General features: G+C 70.4%; 17 protein-coding genes. 6 read left to right on the top strand and 11 right to left on the bottom strand.

Features of this window, described 5'->3' with window-relative positions; genetic code table 11:
* Positions 1 to 181: 181 nt before the first annotated feature.
* The 6 genes from RVX_RS12445 to RVX_RS12420 form a co-directional block, all read right to left on the bottom strand.
* Positions 182 to 1105, bottom strand: a complete 924-nt coding sequence (locus tag RVX_RS12445; RefSeq protein ID WP_116306142.1) for a pirin family protein — start codon at positions 1103 to 1105, stop codon at positions 182 to 184.
* 312 nt (positions 1106 to 1417) lie between these two features.
* A complete protein-coding gene (locus RVX_RS12440) occupies positions 1418 to 1741 on the bottom strand; it encodes a hypothetical protein (protein WP_007526984.1) in 324 nt (107 codons plus the stop codon).
* A gap of 265 nt (positions 1742 to 2006) precedes the next feature.
* Positions 2007 to 3206, bottom strand: coding sequence for an aminopeptidase (locus tag RVX_RS12435; protein WP_116306140.1), 1200 nt, complete (start codon positions 3204 to 3206; stop codon positions 2007 to 2009).
* 398 nt (positions 3207 to 3604) lie between these two features.
* Complete coding sequence (locus tag RVX_RS12430; RefSeq protein WP_116306138.1) at positions 3605 to 5224, bottom strand: tetratricopeptide repeat protein; 1620 nt, start codon at positions 5222 to 5224, stop codon at positions 3605 to 3607.
* On the bottom strand, positions 5225 to 5815 hold the full coding sequence (locus tag RVX_RS12425; protein WP_116306136.1) for a hypothetical protein: 591 nt from the start codon (positions 5813 to 5815) through the stop codon (positions 5225 to 5227). It abuts the gene before it with no gap.
* Positions 5816 to 5879: 64 nt separating this feature from the next.
* Positions 5880 to 6350 carry an AraC family transcriptional regulator gene (locus tag RVX_RS12420; RefSeq protein WP_116306134.1) on the bottom strand — a complete coding sequence of 157 codons (471 nt, stop codon included), beginning with the start codon at positions 6348 to 6350 and terminating at the stop codon, positions 5880 to 5882.
* 314 nt (positions 6351 to 6664) lie between these two features.
* Between RVX_RS12420 and RVX_RS12415 the strand changes: the two genes are divergently transcribed.
* On the top strand, positions 6665 to 6940 hold the full coding sequence (locus tag RVX_RS12415) for an HU family DNA-binding protein (RefSeq protein ID WP_007526990.1): 276 nt from the start codon (positions 6665 to 6667) through the stop codon (positions 6938 to 6940).
* A gap of 175 nt (positions 6941 to 7115) precedes the next feature.
* Here the strand turns inward: RVX_RS12415 and RVX_RS12410 are convergent, their stop codons facing one another.
* Together RVX_RS12410 and RVX_RS12405 are read right to left on the bottom strand one after the other, a co-directional pair.
* Complete coding sequence (locus RVX_RS12410; protein ID WP_116306133.1) at positions 7116 to 7496, bottom strand: helix-hairpin-helix domain-containing protein; 381 nt, start codon at positions 7494 to 7496, stop codon at positions 7116 to 7118.
* Positions 7497 to 7528: 32 nt separating this feature from the next.
* On the bottom strand, positions 7529 to 8887 hold the full coding sequence (locus RVX_RS12405; protein WP_116306130.1) for a glycerate kinase type-2 family protein: 1359 nt from the start codon (positions 8885 to 8887) through the stop codon (positions 7529 to 7531).
* A gap of 339 nt (positions 8888 to 9226) precedes the next feature.
* Between RVX_RS12405 and RVX_RS12400 the strand changes: the two genes are divergently transcribed.
* Positions 9227 to 9781, top strand: coding sequence for a BON domain-containing protein (locus tag RVX_RS12400; protein WP_116306128.1), 555 nt, complete (start codon positions 9227 to 9229; stop codon positions 9779 to 9781).
* Between the two features lie 82 nt (positions 9782 to 9863).
* On the top strand, positions 9864 to 10022 hold the full coding sequence (locus RVX_RS12395) for a rubredoxin (protein ID WP_035068411.1): 159 nt from the start codon (positions 9864 to 9866) through the stop codon (positions 10020 to 10022).
* Between the two features lie 132 nt (positions 10023 to 10154).
* Here the strand turns inward: RVX_RS12395 and chrA are convergent, their stop codons facing one another.
* Together chrA and RVX_RS12385 are read right to left on the bottom strand one after the other, a co-directional pair.
* On the bottom strand, positions 10155 to 11612 hold the full coding sequence (gene chrA / locus RVX_RS12390; RefSeq protein WP_230404605.1) for a chromate efflux transporter: 1458 nt from the start codon (positions 11610 to 11612) through the stop codon (positions 10155 to 10157).
* A 9-nt stretch (positions 11613 to 11621) separates the two neighbouring features.
* Positions 11622 to 12683, bottom strand: coding sequence for a chromate resistance protein ChrB domain-containing protein (locus RVX_RS12385; protein ID WP_116306126.1), 1062 nt, complete (start codon positions 12681 to 12683; stop codon positions 11622 to 11624).
* Positions 12684 to 12860: 177 nt separating this feature from the next.
* On the opposite strand from RVX_RS12385, the gene RVX_RS12380 reads away from it, so the two are divergent.
* From RVX_RS12380 to RVX_RS12370, 3 genes are read left to right on the top strand one after another with little or no spacing between them, the layout of a single operon-like run.
* Positions 12861 to 13418, top strand: a complete 558-nt coding sequence (locus tag RVX_RS12380) for a DUF2148 domain-containing protein (protein ID WP_007527002.1) — start codon at positions 12861 to 12863, stop codon at positions 13416 to 13418.
* 39 nt (positions 13419 to 13457) lie between these two features.
* The gene (locus RVX_RS12375) at positions 13458 to 14702 is read left to right on the top strand and encodes an MFS transporter (RefSeq protein WP_116306124.1); all 1245 of its coding nucleotides are present in this window, start codon (positions 13458 to 13460) and stop codon (positions 14700 to 14702) included.
* A 4-nt stretch (positions 14703 to 14706) separates the two neighbouring features.
* Entirely contained in the window at positions 14707 to 15249 is a 543-nt protein-coding gene (locus RVX_RS12370; RefSeq protein WP_116306122.1) for an HD domain-containing protein, read from the top strand.
* A 169-nt stretch (positions 15250 to 15418) separates the two neighbouring features.
* On the opposite strand, the gene RVX_RS12365 is transcribed toward RVX_RS12370, so the two are convergent.
* Positions 15419 to 16522: a pyridoxal-phosphate-dependent aminotransferase family protein gene (locus RVX_RS12365; RefSeq protein ID WP_116306120.1), complete on the bottom strand. Its 1104-nt coding sequence runs from the start codon at positions 16520 to 16522 to the stop codon at positions 15419 to 15421.
* Positions 16523 to 16830 lie beyond the last annotated feature (308 nt).

Here is a 16830-nt window from a genome sequence, read left to right as displayed (position 1 = left end):
GGCCGTTCGTGTCTCGTGGTGCGGGCAGGCCTCTGCCGCCCCGTCACCCGCCGCTGGCCGGGCCGTACACCAGCCGGAAATCCAGGGAGATGGCGTCGTCCACCCGGTGGTAGCCCAGATGCCGGAAAAACCGGGTCGAGCCGTACAGCACGCCCCAACTGCCTGCCCGTCGCGAAATCCCCTACCTGCCCAGCCCGGTGGGAACGGGGTGGCGGATGAACGTGCCCGCGCGCACCTCGCGGAACGCGGTTTCCAGTTCCTCGTCGGTGTTCATGACGATGGGGCCGCGCCAGGCCACGGGCTCGCCCAGCGGACGGCCGGTGAACAGCAGCAGGCGCAGGCCGTCAGCGCCCGCGCGGAAGGCCACGGCGTCGTCCGCCGCCGTGCCCGTGCCGTCCGGCCGCCGGAACAGGGCCAAGGTGCAGTTGGCCACGGCGGTTTCGCCGGGGCTGCCCCCAGCCGTCCCGATAATCGCGCCCGTTCCGTCGATGACGTAGGCGATGGCGGTATGCCCGTGCGGCACGGGGTGCTCGTGCGTCACCCCTGCCGGGATGGTCAGGTCCAGGTAGCCGGGGTCGGTGACGATGTCCGCCGCAGGTCCCGTCACCGGGCCTGCCGCGCCGTGCGCCGTCCCCGCTATGACCCTGGCCGTCACCCCTTGCGGCAGGTGCGCCAAGGGGATTTCCGCCGCTGTGATGCTGCGGTAGCGCGGCTCCATCATCTTGTGGCTGGCGGGCAGGTTGGCCCACAACTGGAAGCCGTGCATGGAGCCGTGCGCGTCGCCCTTGGGCATTTCCTGGTGGATGATGCCGCTGCCCGCCGTCATCCACTGCACGTCGCCGGAGGAGATGACCCCCTTGTTGCCCATGCTGTCGCCGTGCTCCACGTCGCCGCGCAGGATGTAGGTGATGGTTTCGATGCCCCGGTGCGGGTGCCACGGAAAGCCCTTCACGAAGTCTTCCGGCCGGTCGGAGCGAAAGTCGTCCAGCAGCAGGAACGGATCGAACATGGGGGCCTCGTAGTAGCCGAACATGCGGCGCAGCCGCACGCCCGCGCCTTCGGTGACCGGTTCCCCGTGCAGGACGAGTTCGACGTCTCTCGGCATGGCGTGCCTCCCTTCTTGCGGTATTGGCGGGTGTGTCGCGGGCCGGGCCGCCGCCGGGCAACGCCGTGCAGCCACCGGACAACGGAACCGCCGCCAGAAGGCGGCGCGCGCCACGGACCCTGCGCCACCTTGGCACACCGTGCACGCCGGGGCAAGGCGAAGGGTGAAATCTGGCGAATGGTGGAATCGGACGTCTTGCGCGGGCAGCGTGAGAAGCGACGGGAGGAGCCGGGAGATCAGCCGTGAGAACGGCGCGAGAGGAGAGCCCGGCGGAAGGCGGGACGGGGCCGGGCAAGCGCCCCGGCCATTCCGCTAATGGCCGGAATACGCCAGCACGTGGTTCAGCCCCGCGCTGGACTTCTTCACCTGCGTGCCCGTGATGAGGTAGCGGGTCAGCCGCCAGGCATCCATGTCGATGTGGTCGATGCGGCCCTGACAATCCGGGGTAAGGTGCGGGGCGATGGCGTCGGCCAGTTCCTGCGCGTCGCAGTACGGGCCTTCGTAGGCGATGCGTAGCAGGTCGCCCTCAAGCTCCACCCACTCCTCACCGATGGCCCCGGCGGCCGCGCGCAGCATGTCCTGCCCGGCGGGCCACACCGAGCCGTAGACCTTTTCCTGAATCATGTCGCGGGCCATGCGGGCTTCCTTTGCGTGTATCCGAGGGGTGCCGACAGGTGGTTGTGCGTGTCTGGCGGGCAGGAGGCAGGTGTTTTTTTATGCCTCCGGCGGGCAGGGGACGTTGTCCCCTGCACCCCAATATTTGTACGTTTCATTACGACAGCCGGGCGTGTTCATCTCCACATATGCTGCAAGCAAGCAGAGTCATCACACAGTGAGGGGTGCAGGGGGCGAAGCCCCTTGCCCGCCGGAGGCGTACAAAAAATCTCCCCCGCCTCTCCTCCTACAACCGGAACTCGCCGTCCTCGTAGACCACCACGCGCGCGCCCCCCGGCGTGACGGCGGTGACCTTGCGCGGGGTGGTGGCCACCAGGTCCCAGTGCAGGCTGGAGCTGTTGAACCCCAGGTCGCGCCGGGCATCGGGCGTGAGTTCGTCGGACGGGCCGGAAAAGGTGTTGGCGTACGACTGGCCCAGGGCCACGTGCATGGAGCCGTGCGGGCCGCCGTGGTTCTCGTCATACAGGGTGTTGGCCATGAACCGGGTGATGCGCGAGAAGCGCCGGTCCACCAGGGCGAATTCGCCCAGCATGGCCGCGCCGGGGTCGCTGTTCAGCTGCCCGGTGGCGAAGCCTTCGCCCTGTTCGGCGTCCAGCCGCACCACCCGGCCCTGCCGGAATTCCAGGCGCACCCCCTGCACGATGTTGCCGGAGCGGAACGACGGCAGATCGGCGGTGTACACCCCTTCCACGCTGCGCCAGTCGGGCGAGACGTACAACTCGAAGCTGGGAATGTTGCGGCCGGTCACCCCGGCCCAGCGGCGCTGGCGGCCCACGCGCAGGCGCAGGTCGGTGCCTTCGGCCTCCACGTGCAGGGCGGCGTCGCCCAGTTCGTCCAGCTTCGCGCGGATTTCCTCGGCCTGCAGGGCCACGCGGGCCCAGGTGGCGGCGGGGTCTGCATCGCCCAGCAGGCAGGCGCGGCGCACCTCGTCGGCGTAGTCGGCCAGCGAAAGCCCGGCCTGCCCGGCCAGGGCCGCCGTGGGCCAGATGCACAGGGTCCAGCCGTAGGCCCCCATGTCCTCGCGCAGGTGGGCGATGTCCTGCAACGGGCGGCGGGCGGCCTGGGCCGTGGCGATGCGTTCCGGCTCGATGGAGGCGAGATGGGTGAGCGATTCCGGCGCGATGATGGTGATGCACCCGCCAAGGTGGCTGTACAGGTCGCGCTCGCCGGGGACGAGGGTGGTCAGGCGCTTGTTGTTGGCCTTGGCGTAGAAGTCGTGCTCCATGCGCGGGGTGGGCTGCATGCGCGGCACGGGAATCATGCCCATGTCGTGCAGCCTGCCGCACAGTTCCTCGGCCAGAGGCAGACCCGGCAAATCGAAGCGCACCAGCACGAAATCGCTCTTGCGCAGGGGGGCGCGGCGGCCACGCGCAAGGCCCCACAGCATGACGTCGGCGTATTTACCCAGGGTTTCGGCATCGTACATGGCGTGCTCCTGTGGGACGTATCGCGCGAAGATATCGTTGTCGCGGCGAAGTTATCATTGCCGGGTCGGCGCAGCATGCTACCGTGGTCACGTGGTGCCCCGGAAACCCGTTTACGGTTTCCACGCCGCGCCCGGTCCGCACCCCCCTGTGCTGGACCCGGCGATACGTACGGCAGCAAACGTATCGCGAAGGGACGCGGCAACGGGCAACCCGGCCACTCATCCTCCCCCTTGCAGCGTCGGCCGCGTTCCAGCCCCTCGGAGCGCGGCCGACCTCTTTTTGCGCGGCCGCGAATGGCGGGGGCGGACACGGCGGGCCTGGCAGGTCTGGCAAGACAGTCCCGGCGCGGCCAGGCGGGGGGCAGTTGGGCCGGACGGGACCAGTTGGCCGGACGGGGTCAGGGCAGCGCGCGCGGGGCCGGGCTGTCGTCCGGCAGTTCGTACAGGCTGGCTTTGCGTCCGGCGTCGCTCTCCGGTTTCCGTCCGGGGCCGGACGCCGTCCCCGCGTCACTGTCCGTGCCCTTGGCCGCGTCGCCGTCGTTCCGCGTCGGAGTCTGCATGGTAGCAGGTTTTTCGTCGGGCGGAATGTGCTCGTTGTACGCGGGGGATTGCAGCGGGTCGTCGTTCCCGGCACCGCCCGCTGCGCCTTGCGCGGGTGCGCTGCCGTCGGGGGCAGGGGCGGCAGTGCCCGTTGTGGTGGGCAAGGCGGCCTTTTCAGGCGGGGATGGGGGCGCGTCGGTCCCGTTGCCGCCAGCGGGGGGACGGCATTGCCCGCGTCCGCGCGCAAGGCGCAAGCCCTCGCAGTCGCCCAGGGCGCAGGCCCGATAGAAATCGTCGCACATGGGGCCGGGCTCGCCGCGCACCTGCCACGCCGCGCCGCGCACCCGCCAGTGGGCGGCCACGTCGGGCCGCAGGCGGATGGCGGCGGAGGCATCCTCCACGGCCAGCGCGGGCATTTGCAGGCGCAGGTGGCACACGGCGCGGGCGTGCAGGGCGCGCGCGAAGCCGGGGGACAGCTTCAGGGCGCGGTCCTGGGCCTCCATGGCGTCCTGCGGCCGGTCGAGCAGCAGCAACGCCTCGCCCAGCGCGTTCCACAGCAGCGGGTTGCGCGCGTCCAGCGCCACGGCGCGGCGCATGTGGCGCAGCATGGCCTCCGGCGGCGCGCCCCATCCGCCCCATCCGCTCCCGATGCCGTTTTCGGCGGCGGAGTGCTGCGGGGGGGGATTCCCTTTGTCCGCCGTGTCGCCGCCGACCGGGATGCCGGACAGGCAGGCGCGGTACAGTTCCAGCGCCTCCAGCGAGCGGGCCAGCGCGCCCAGCCGCTGGGCGAAGGGGCTTTCGTCCTCGCCGCCGTGGCGGGCCACGTGGCGGGCGGTGGCCTGGGCCGCGTCCAACGCCTCTTCGGTCAGGGCCGCTTCGCGGCGCAGCACGTCCTCGTGCAGTTCCAGCAGGGCTTCGTCGCGCAGCACGGCGCGGACGCGCTCCGCTCCGGCGGGCGACGGGTGGGGGATGTCGTCGGATGGCGTGACGTTTGAAATATCGGGCGAGGTCTCGGATGAGCTTTCGGAGGAAAGCCCGGGCGAAGGCGCGGGGGCGGGCGCATCTGGAAGCGTGGCCTGCACGGTCACGGCCACGCGCACCTCGGGCGGGTAGCCTTCGACGCGGGTGTCCGTCACGCGGGTGACCAGCACGGCGGAGGCCACGGCCAGGCGGCGCTGCGGATCATGCGCGGCCAGGGTGGCGAAGGACGCGGCGGCGGACCCTTCCAGCAAGGGGGCCACCCCTTCGCGCAGCGCGGCAAGGCGCGCGGCGGAGCGGGCGATGACGATGGCGGATTCCTTGCGCAGGCCGCCGCCGAAGGGCGCCGTGACGGTGCTGGCGGCGTGCGCGGTGGCGGCTGTCGCCAGCAGGAGGGCGATGCCGCAGAGCAGCGCGGGCAATCCCGCGCGCAGGCGGGCGGAAGGGGGCGTTGCCGGGCCGGATGCGCGGCCCGGCAACGCCCGTCCTGAATAATGCATCTATTTCTTCACGGTGGCCTGTACCTTGCGGGCCGCGGGTTGCAGCACGTCGCGCAGGGTTTCGGCCAGCAGCTTCTCGGCCACGTCGGAGGCGGGAATGACCTGCTTGGACTGCCCGCCGGACAGGTGCTCGGTGTACAGCACCTTGGTGTAGTCCGACACGGTGACGGCCAGCTTCATGGAGGTGCTGAACTCGGTGGTCTTCAGTTCCTTCAGCCACACCTCGTTGACCACGCCGGTGACGATGTAGTCGGGGCCGCCCGCGCGGGCCTGTTCCTGGGTCAGGGCAAAGGACACCTGCAGCCCCTGGCGGGCCAGTTCGTCGGCCAGCGAGCGGCTGATCCAGTCGGACACGGTGGACGAGGCCACGAACGAGGTGCCGTCCTTGCGTTCGCCCACCTGCACCACCGGGCGCTTGTCCTCGAACATGACCACGGTCACGCGGGGGGCGGAAGGATCGGGCAGCACGGAAGCGTCGGGCGGCGAGTAGAGCAGGCGGACGGAATTGCCGGGGGCGCAGGCCGAAAGGGCAAGCGCGGCAAGAACCAGCAGCAGCGCGGCGAGCGTGCGCGAAACGTTGTGATGCAGCATTGTTCCTCCTGTGCGCGGTGCGCGGTGCGCGGCGCATGGATGTTCGCCGCCGGGGCGGCGGATGTTACAGCGGGGCCAGCGGCAGGTAGAGGCGGGTGAGCAGGTCGTCCTCGGGCGTGGCACCCGGATCGTTGAGATAGATCTCCATGCGCGGCGCGGACAGCGGGGTGCGCCCGCTGTCGGGCAGCCATTCCCAGTACAGCGCCGACCACGACCACGGCAGGGTGGCGTAAGGCCCCTTGTGCTCCACCACGGCGTACTCCCGCGACCGGATGACCCGCACGATGACGTAGTCGTCCGGCTCGAAACCGTCCGGCACCGTGACCATGGCATCGTAGCGGATGCGTTCCGGCGGGGTGATTTCCGGATCGTCGTGGCACAGGCCGAGGAACATGGTGGAGGCGGACGCCACCTGCCGCCGCGCGATCCACGGCGAAAGCAGCTTCCACGCCTGCGGCCCCGATTCGGCATAGGGGCCGTGCACGCGGATGCCGACCACGCGAAGTTCCGGCAGGCGTTCGATGCGCACTTCCATGGGGGTTGCGTCTCCCTGGTTCCCGTCTCTCTGTGGGGCCTCTATAGCGCAAGCGGGACCGAAATCAAAGGGTTGCGCGGCGCGTTTTCCCGTCATGCCGCCGCGTTCCGGCGCCGGGGGTGGGCAGCGGACACGCCGAAGGCATGCCCGAAACGGGGGCGGTTGCGTGACGAATCAAGCAACGGCGCGCCTTAGAGGGCAGAAACGGTTGACAAGGGGGCCAACCTCTGTAAAAGCTGCGCCCTTGCACCACGTGCATGCAATACCGCGCCGCCGGAGCGCGCGCGGACCGAAACCCCCATATGGAGATACCGATGACCAAAGCTGAACTGGTTGAAAAGATCCGCGCCAAGGCCGGTCTTGCCTCCAAGGTCCAGGCCGAAGGCGCGCTTGACGCCACCATCGCCGTGCTTGCCGACGCCCTGGCCGCCGGCGAATCCGTGACCTTCACCGGCTTCGGCAGCTTCAAGGTGACCGAACGCGCCGCGCGCAAGGGCCGCAACCCCCGCACCGGCGAAGAAATCACCATTCCTTCCGGCAAGGTGGTGAAGTTCACCCCCGGCAAGCTGCTGAAGGATTCCGTGAAGTAGGCAGCCCACGGGCCGCAGATTTCCGCGCCCCGCGTCTCCGGCAAGGAGACGCGGGGCGTTTCGCGTTTCGGGGGGATGGAATGGGCGGGGCGCTGGCCGGGGATGCCGGGCTGGCGGGTGGAAGGGGGCGTCGTGGCCAGCGGCGCGCACTGGCGCGGGCAGGGTGCCCGGCGCGTCACTTTCCGGAATCGCCGCCGGGGGGCGGCGGCAGCGCGTCGCGCAGGGCGCCAGCCTTGCGGTGGGGAGTCCAGTTGTACCAGTCGCGCAGGGGGGCGGGCAGGCGCGGGTGGCGGGCCTGGGCCACGGCGCAGGCGAACACGTCGAGCACGCACGGGTCGTGGCGTTGCCCGGTGCGCGAGCACAGCCGGTCGTACAGTTCCTGCGGGTCCGCCGCCGCGAGGTCGGCCAGGGTGCGCACGCCCAGCAGGTCAAGGTCGCGCCGGGCTGCCGGTCCCACCGAACGCAACCCGGCCAGGGGGTGCGCGGGGCGGGGGGCGGGCCGGTCACCGGGCTTGTCCGTTTTTTCCGGCCTGATGGTTTCGCGGGCGTCCTTCACGAAGTCTCCCTTTCTTCTCCGGCCGGGCGGCCTTACGCGGCGGGCTTGCCCTTGGGCGCATCCACCAGCAGCACGGCCAGGTCCATGACGTTGGTCAGGGTGGGGCCGGTGCGCAGGATGTGCCCGGTGCGGTCCAGGAAGTGGTAGGCGTCGTTGTCGGCAAGGTGGCCGTGGGCGTCCACGCCGCACTCGCGGGCCACGCACAGGGTGCTGCCGGATGCGTAGCCCCCGGCGGCGTCGGTCGGCCCATCAGTGCCGTCGGTGCCCGCGCAGAGCATGGCGATATGCTCGCAGTCGGCCAGTTCGTCCATGCGGATGGCGGCGGCCAGGGCCATTTCCTGGTTACGTCCGCCAAGTCCGCCGCCGCTGATGGTGACGGTGGTTTCGCCGCCCGCCAGCAGGCAGAACGGGCCTTCGGGGTGGGGCAGCCCAACGGCTGCGCGGGTGGCTTCCTCCACCAGTTCGCGGGCGCGCACGCGGGCCTCGCCGGTCATGGTGTCGGTGAGGATGCGCGGCCGGTAGCCGCGCGCGGCGGCCGCTTCCGCCGCCGCCTCCAGCGCCTGCCTGTTGCTGGCCACGATGCAGTTCTGCACCGCGCCGAACACCGGGTCGCCGGGCTTGGGCGTTTCCGCCGCAAGGCCGCGCAGCCCCGCCGTCAGCCGTTCCACCACCGGCGCGGGCAGCCTGTGGAGAATGCCGAACCTGTCGGCGATGGATGTGCAGTCGGCATAGGTGGATGCATCGGGCGAGGTGGGGCCGGAGGCGATGACGTCCAGGTCGTCGCCCACCACGTCGGAGATGATCAGCGACACCACCTGCGCCGGGGCGGCCGCGCGGGCCAGGTTGCCGCCGCCGAAGGCGGACAGGTGTTTGCGCAGGGCGTTGATCTCGTGGATGGTGGCCCCGCATTCCAGCAGCAGGGTGGTGGCGGCGCGCATGTCGTCCAGGGTGATGCCCGGCTGCAGCGCCGGGGTGAGCGCGCTGGCCCCGCCGGTAAGGGCGCACAGCACGAGGTCGCGCGGGCCCGCCGTGCGCACCAGGTCCAGTATCTCGTTGGCGGCGCGTTCTCCGGCGGCGTCGGGCACGGGGTGGGCGGCCTCGCGCAGGGCGATGCGCCTCAGGGGGGCGGTGTGCCCGTACTTCACCACCACCACGCCGTCGTGCACCCGGTCGCCCAGGATGTCCTCCAGCGCGGCGGCCATGGGGGCGGCCCCCTTGCCCGCGCCCACCACGTATACCCGGTCGTGGGCGGAAAGGTCGTAGTCGCGCCCCGCTATGTGCAGGGTGTTGCCGTCGCGGCGCACGTGGCGGTGCACGGCGCGGTCGGGGGCCACGGCGTCCAGGGCGCGGGACAGGATATGGTCGAGGACGGCGCGCTGTTCGGGGGTCATGCGGCGATCTCCTTGGCGTCGTTAGGGGGCGTCGTTGCGGGGACGTGGTTGGGGGTGGGGCGGCGGTGCGGTTTCCGTCCGCGTGGCGATCCTTCACGAAGAAGGCGGGGCGCGGGGCGCTGCCGCGTGACGCATGGTAGGTGGCCCGTGCGCCACCGGTCAAGAGGCGTGACGGCGGGGAAGGCGGATGGCCGTCCATGCCGCGCCCGCCCCGGTGACAGCGCGCCCGGCGCGTGCTATATTTCATCATGAATCTTCGCGCCCGAGCCGCCCCCTTTGGCAGTGGGGCGGCGCGGGGCGCGGGGCAACCAACCGCAGAACACAATGCAGGAGACTGCCATGAAACGCCGCATCCTTTCCGCCGTCATGCCGGTGCTGCTGCTGGCGGCCTCGGTGCTCGTGCTTTCCGGTCTGGGCGGCTGTGCCGTCTATTCCGTGCCGCAGGACGAACGCACCGTGGGCACCATGGTGGACGACAGCACCATCCGCACCGCCATCAAGAGCGACCTCTTGCAGCGCGACGCCTCGGACGGGTACGCCGTGAAGGTGTACAGCTACGACGGGCGCGTCTTTCTGGTGGGCGAGGTGCAGTCGTCGTTCCGCGACCCTGCCGTGATGATCGCGCGCAAGGTCAAGGGCGTGCGTTCGGTAACCACCCACTGGTTCGATCCGGGCACCGGGCATACCGCCGACGACCTGGCCGTGGCCACCAAGGTGCGCACCAACCTCATCGCCGAAAAGGCCCTCAGTTCCACCCAGATCGACCTTGAAGTATACGGCGGCCACGTGGTGCTGCTGGGCATGGTGCGCGCGCAGGCTGACGTGGACCGCGCCGTGATGGTGGCGCGCGCCGTGGGCGGCGTGCGCTCGGTGAAGTCGTACCTGATTCCGTAGCCATTCCGCCGCGCCCCGCATGCGTGCGCGGGGCGCGCGCGGACGACCGAAACAGCGCCCGACATGGCGCAAGGAGACACCGATGCAGAAGTACAAGTGCCCCTGCGGCTATGTGTACGACCCCGCCGAGGGCGACCCCGAACATGGCGTGGGGCCGGATACCCCCTTCGCGGATTTGCCGGAAGACTGGGTGTGCCCGTGGTGCGACGCGGAGAAGGAATACTTCGAGCCCGTGCAGTAGCCGCGCGGAACGTATTGGCGACAGCGGATGAAAGCGCCCCCGGCGCGTCCCGATGAGACAGGGCGCGCCGGGGGCGTTCGTCGTTTCGGCTCGGGAAAGTGGGCGGAAAGGAGCGGCGTCCGGTCCGTCCGCCTACAGAATCAGGCGGATCACCGCGCCCAGTCCGGCGCAGGCCGCCAACACGGGCAGCATGGGGGCCTTGAAGCGCAGCAGGGCCACGCCCGCGCCCACGGCCAGCAGGGCGGCCACCGGGTCCAGGCTTGCCGGGGCGGGCAGGGGCAGGTGCAGTCCGATGGGACCATCCCATGTGCCGACGGTGCCGAACAGCACGTGCAGCCCGAACCACAGCGAAAGGTTGGCGATGACCCCGGCCACGGCGGCGGTGACGCCCGCCAGCGCGGCGGCCAGCGCGGGCCTGCCGCGCACCGCCTCGATGTACGGCGCGCCCAGGAATATCCACAGAAAACACGGGGTGAAGGTGACCCACACCGTCAGGGTGGCCCCCAGCAGCCCGGCCAGGGCCGGGTGGAGCGCGCCGGGGCTGTTCCACGCGGCCAGGTAGCCCACGAACTGCAACACCAGTATCAGCGGGCCGGGCGTGGTTTCCGCCAGGGCCAGGCCGCCCAGCATGTCGGCGGCGGTGAGCCAGCCGTGCGCCTGCACGGCCTGCTGGGCCACGTAGGCCAGCACCGCGTAGGCCCCGCCGAAGGTGACCACAGCCATCTTGCTGAAGAACACGCCCATCCTGGCGTAAACGTTGTCCCATCCCAGCAGCAGGCCGAGCAGCAGCACCGGCCCCAGCCATAGCGGCAGCCAGGTGGCCAGCACACCCAGGGCGCGGGCGGTGGAGGGCCGGGCGTGATCGGGCATGTCGCGGATGGCCGCAGGGAGGGCGCTTGCGGGGGGCGTCCCTTTTCCTGCTGGAGCATGCGAGGCCCCTGCGCCGTTGCCGCCGCCTGCGGCAGGTGCGTACCGCGCGCGCAGCCAGCCCAGCAGCCCCGCGCCAAAGACCACCGCCGGAAAGGGCACCCCGAAGGCGAACAGCGCCGCGAACGCCCCGCCCGCCAGCGCCAGCGAGAACCCGTCGCGCAGCGACCTGCGGCCCACGCGCAGCAGCGCTTCCAGCACCACGGCCAGCACGGCGGGCTTCAGCCCCCAGAACAGCGCATCGATGGCGGGAATCTGCCGGTATGCCGCATAGATGAACGACAGCGCCATCACCACGCAGAAGCCGGGCAGCACGAACAGCGTGCCCGCCGCGATGCCCCCGGCGGTGCGGTGCAGCAGCCAGCCCACGTAGGTGGCAAGCTGCTGCGCCTCCGGCCCCGGCAGCAGGGTGCAGTAGTTCAGGGCGTGCAGGAAGCGCGCGTCGTCCACCCAGCGTTTTTCGTCCACCACGATGCGGTGCATCAGGGCGATCTGTCCGGCTGGTCCGCCGAAGCCCAGGCAGCCCACGCGCAGCCAGGTGCGCAGGGCCTCGCCGAAGGTGGGGTGGGGCGTGGCGGGGGGCGGGGACGCGGGGGAGGCTGACGATGCGTCAGGTGATGTTGCGGCAGGGGGTGATGCCTTGGGGGGCGGTGCGGCATCCATGGTTGCCTCCTATGCGGGGCGCGCGGGCGCGCTGCGGCGGAAGTATTCCAGCAGGTCGTCCAGCACGCGGAAGCCGCGTTCCAGGCGTTCGTCGTCATCGTCGGTGCGCAGGGTTATGCCCGCGATGAGCGCGCCCACACCCGGCGATTCCGGCCGGGCGGGGTGGCGCTCGTCCAGGTCGATGTCGTGGATCACCGCGCCCACGGCGGCCAGGGCAGGGTCCGCGTCCAGTCCGAAGCGGCGCGACAGCACCTCGAAGGTGCACAGTTCGCCCTCGTGGGTGAATTCCGCCTCGGCCATGTCGAAGCGGATGCAACGACTAGAGCCTGCCCTGCCTGTCCTGCCTGGCCCGTCTGGCCCGCCTGTCCCGTCCGCGCGGCATTCCGGCGGGCCGAAGCGGAACGCGGCCTCGGCGTCGATGAACCTGCGTACCAGCCATGCGCTGGCGATGCGGTCCACGTGCACGCCGGGCCGGGTCACCCATACGCAGCCCTTGTAGTCGTCCGCGCGCAGGTACGTTTCGGTCTGCACGGCGCGGGCGGCACCGGGCGCGCCCAGGCGCAGCCAGCGTTCGGCCCCGGCCAGCAATCCTTCCACCATCTCGCGCGCGGGCGCGCCGAAAAAGTCCACGGCGGCGACGGCCTCGAACCGGGCGCGCAACTGCGCCGCCCATGCGGCCACGGCATCGCGCCGGGGGGCATCGACCTCGCGGGGGTCGCCCAGGGCCTCGAATTCCGGCTGCGCCTCGGCGGCCAACTCCCGGTACTGGGCGTCGCGCGCCTCCACGAACAGCGCCTTGACCTGGGCGTCGGTCAGGCCGCCCGCCTCCACGTCGAAGCATGCGCCGCAGACGAAGGCCCGTCCGCCGCCCTCTTCTATCTCGCGGGCCAGCCACAGCAGGCCGTCGCGCTGCCGTTCTCCGTCGGGCAGCACGTACACGGCGTTCTTCAGGGCCACGGCCCCCAGCGCGGCAAGGCGGCGGGCGGCCTTGGCCCGCAGGTAGGGCGGCTTGGGGGGGATGTTGTGGATGCACAGCAGCCACGGCAGGGCGCGGGCTTGGTCGGCGGGCATGGCAGTCTCCTTGTGTGTCAATTGCCAGATAATGCTTTTTTTAAAAAGTGGCAATTGACATATCATCACGAGGCTCATATATGTCAATTGCGCTAGTAGATAAGGCAGTTGCTCTCTCGGGGATCGTGCGAAAGGCGCGCGCCCAACATCATGGAATAAAAGGAAGTGGAGTCAGCCATGAAAGACGTTTCCATTCTGGCCGCCGGTTTGATGGCCGCCGCCATGCGTACCGCCCCCAAGGCGGGCGGCAAGGACTTTCTGGAAATCGCCGTGGTTTCCGACGAGGCGGATCTGGCCCGCATTGCCGAGGCCATGCGCGACTTTGCCCCGCGCAGCACCAACGAGGCCTACTGGCTGCGCGACGCGGACAACATCGCCCAGTGCCACGCCGTGGTGCTGGTGGGCCTGCGTTCCTCCCCCGCCGCCGGGTACGACTGCGGGGCCTGCGGCCACGAATCGTGCAAGGCCTTTCTGGCGGCGCGCGGGCAGCAGCCCGCCTTCGCCAAGGAGATGGGCTACGGCGGCCCGCACTGCGTCATGCGCATCATCGACATCGGCTGCGCGCTGTCTTCCGCCGCCAAGGCGGCCAGCCTGCTCAGCATCGACAACCGCGTGCAGCAGCGCGTGGGCGCGGCGGCGCGGGCGCTGGGCATCATCGAGGCCGACGTGGTCATGGGCGTGCCCGTGGGCGTGTACGGCAAGTCCATCTTTCACGACCGGCCCAGCAAGAAGTAGCGCCGGAGCGCCGCGCGCGCCCGGCGAAAGGAAATAATCATGCACGCATCGGCCATGTTCCGGGCCTTGTGCTCGGTGGGCTTTCTGGCCCGGTTCTCGTACGCGCTGGCGCGCAACCCGGTGCTGCCGCTGTTCGCGGTGTTCCTGGGCGCGGGGCCGGAGGCGGTGGGCCTTGCCGTGGGCATCTCCACGGTGACGGGCATCTTCTTCAAGCTGCCCGCCGGGGCGCTGTCCGACGTCATCGGGCGGCGGCGCACCATGCTGGCGGGGCTGTGCTTTTTCGCGATGGCCCCCTTCGCCTACTTTCTGGTGAACGACTATGCGCAGTTGGTGGCCGTGCGCTTCGTGCACGGGTTCGCCACGGCGGTGTACGGCCCGGTGGTTATGGCCGTGGTGGCCGACATGGCCGGGGCGCGCAAGGGCGAGATGCTGGGGTGGTTTTCGTCCGTGGGCATCATCGGCACGCTGGCGGGCGCGCCCGTGGGGGGGCTTGCCCTGTCGCTGCTGGGGGCAGAGACGGGCGGATCGTCCGTGGCCTTCCGGGTGGTGTACGGGGTGGTGGCGGTGACCGGCCTTGCCGCGCTGGCGCTGGGCTGGCGGGTGCTGCGCGACGGGGGGGAGAACGCCTCGCCTGCAACGTCCGGCGGCTTCCGCGCCCGGCTGGGGCAGTTTTCCTCCGGCATCCGCGAGGTGGCGTCCGACCGGCGGGTGGTGGCCGTCTCCGTCATGGAGGGCGTGCAGAACATGAGCATGGGCGCGCTGGAGGCGTTTCTGCCGGTGTACGCCGTGACCGTGGCCGGGCTGGCACCCTTTCAGGCCGGGCTGCTGTGGGCCGTGCAGGTGGTGACCACCCTGTTGGCCAAGCCCCTGCTGGGCCGCGCATCCGACGCGCGCGGCATGCTGGGGCGGCGCGGGCTGATCGTGGCGGGCGTGGTTGCTTGCGCCGCGCCCTTCGCTGCCGTGCCGCACCTGGCCGGGTTCTGGCCGCTGGCCGGGGCCTGCCTGGTGTTCGGATTCGGCGAAGCGCTGGTCACTTCGTCGTCCGCCGCGCTGGTGGCCGACCTGTGCCGCGCCCGCCACTATGGCACGGCCATGGGCGTGTTCGGCACCATCTTCGACGTGGGGCACGCCTCCGGTCCGCTGCTGGTCGGCCTGCTGGTGGGCGCGCTGGGGTACGGCCCGGCATTCGCCATCATCGCCGGGGTGCTGCTGTGTTCGGTGCCGTGGTTTCTGGCGGTGATGCGCGGCGGCGAGCCCACCGGGGCCGCCTGCGGGCAGGAGTAGGAACATGAACGCGTATAACGACAACGCACAGGTGGACCTGCTGCGCGAGGCAGGCATGACGGAAGCGGACATCGCCCATTCGCGCCAGGTGGCGGGCATTGCCGTGGGGCTGGGCAGCCTGGCCCGCGTGGCGGTGGACCTTTCGCTGGTGGCGCTGGGCGCGCTGTTTCACGACCTTGGCAAGGTGCGCACCGACGGCATCCTGCACGGGGTGGAAGGGGCGCGGCTGGGCAGGCATCTGGGGCTGCCCGGCGCGGTGCTGGACATCATGGAAAAGCACGTGCGCGCGGGCGTGCCGCTGGAACAGACCGGCGATTACGGGCTGCCCCCGCGTGACTTCCGTCTGACCTCGTTGGAAGAGAAACTGGTGATTTACGCCGACAAGCTGGCGGACATGGTGGAAGAGCCGGGGCTGGTGGCGTCCGTGGGCGAGGCGCGGCTGCGTTTCGCGCGCATTCTGGACGAGCGGCCGGATCTTGCCAAGGACGAGGCCACCAAGGCGCGCTACCTGGCTTGCGCGGCGGAGGTGGAGGAACTGGTGCGGTAAGCGAAGGAAAGGGGCAGGGCCACCCGGTCTTTTTCTTTCCCCAATCCACGCCGTGAATGGAAAACGCCCCCGGCACGTGCTGCGCGCCGGGGGCGTTCATGTTGTCTTTCGGCAGGTTGCGGGATCGGAAAGCCACCGATCGCCGCCTGCCGCCGCTTCGCGGGCCGGGCTAGTCCTGCATCACGCTTTCGATGACATCCAGCGCCGCGTCCACCAGGGCTTCCGTGGCCTGGGTGCCCATGTGCCCAAGGCGGAACACCTTGCCCGCCATGGGGCCGAAGCTGCCGGACACGATCAGCCCGCGTTCGCGCAGGCCCTGCCGCCATTCCGGCCACTCGAAGCCTTCCGGGACCAGGGCCGCCGTCACCGTGGGCGAGTTCACCGCGCCCTGCGCCGTCCACAGTTCCACGCCCAGCTTGGCGAGGCCCGCGCGGCAGCGTTCGGCAACTTCCCGATGGCGGTCGAAGCAGCCCTGCATGCCGCCCTTTTCGTTCAGGATGGCCAGCGCGCCCGCGTTGAGCGCGGCGGTGCCGTGCCAGTACGGGGTGTATGGGCAGCGGCCATCCTGCTGCACGGTGCGGAAGGGGGCAATGGCGTCGTAGCCCTGGTAGCCCACGGCCTCTATGATTTCCCACGCCGCCGGGCTGACGGACAGAAAGCTCATGGACGGCGGGGCGGAAAGGCACTTCTGCGAGCCGCCCAGCACAAGGTCCGCGTGCCATGCGTCGGCCTGCACGGGCGCGCCGCCCACGCTGGCCACCGCGTCCACGTAGAACAGCGGCACGCCGCAGGACTGCTTCAGCGCGCCAAGGCCATCCAACGGGTTCAGCGTGCCGGACGGCGTTTCGCAGTGCACGGCGGTGAGCATTTTGGGCTTGAAGCTGCGGATGGCGTCTTCGATGCCGGTCAGGTCGTCGATGGTTTCGTCGTAGGGCAGCGAGACCTTCAGCACCTCGCAGCCGATGGACGCGGCCATGTCGCCGATGCCGTCGCCGAACACGCCGGTGCCCACGGACAGCACCTTGTCGCCGGGCACGAGGCAGCTTTTCAGCCCGGCCCACAGGGCCAGCATGCCCTCGCCGGTCATCAGCACCACGTCATGCTGCGTGCCCATGAGCTGCGCGAGGTTGCGGCCCGTTTCCGCGTACAGCTTCAGGTAGTCCGGCTCGATCTGGCCGGAGCCGTAGTCGCGGGTCATGGCCGCCAGCACGGCGGGGTGCAGGGTGACCGGGCCGGGCACCATGGGGATGGGGGCGTAGGGCTTGTGCGCCATGGGGGTGACCTCCGGTGGTTGCAAAATATGGTGGGCTGTTGTGCCCCTGCGAGGATGGGGGAGAGTTATTATACGCCTCCGGCGGGCAAGGACGGCAGCCGTTATGCGAGTCTTCGAGCACTACGGATGGCGATCGCACAGCGGCTATCGCCCCTTGCATTCCCATCAGTGTGGTTTCCATCTGGTAGTAAAAATTCACCGCCCCATTCGGGGGATGCAAGGGGCGCAGCCCCTGCCCGCCGGAGGCGCAAAAAACAACGTCCCCCTACCGCCCAGTAACCACACCCAAGCGGCAACAGCATGTCGCA

Origin of the sequence: Nitratidesulfovibrio sp. HK-II (assembly GCF_003402415.2) — a bacterium.
In the GTDB taxonomy this organism is placed as follows: domain Bacteria; phylum Desulfobacterota; class Desulfovibrionia; order Desulfovibrionales; family Desulfovibrionaceae; genus Cupidesulfovibrio.
Note: the sequence above shows the minus strand (reverse complement) of the source record. Positions and strands in the feature narration are given on the sequence as shown.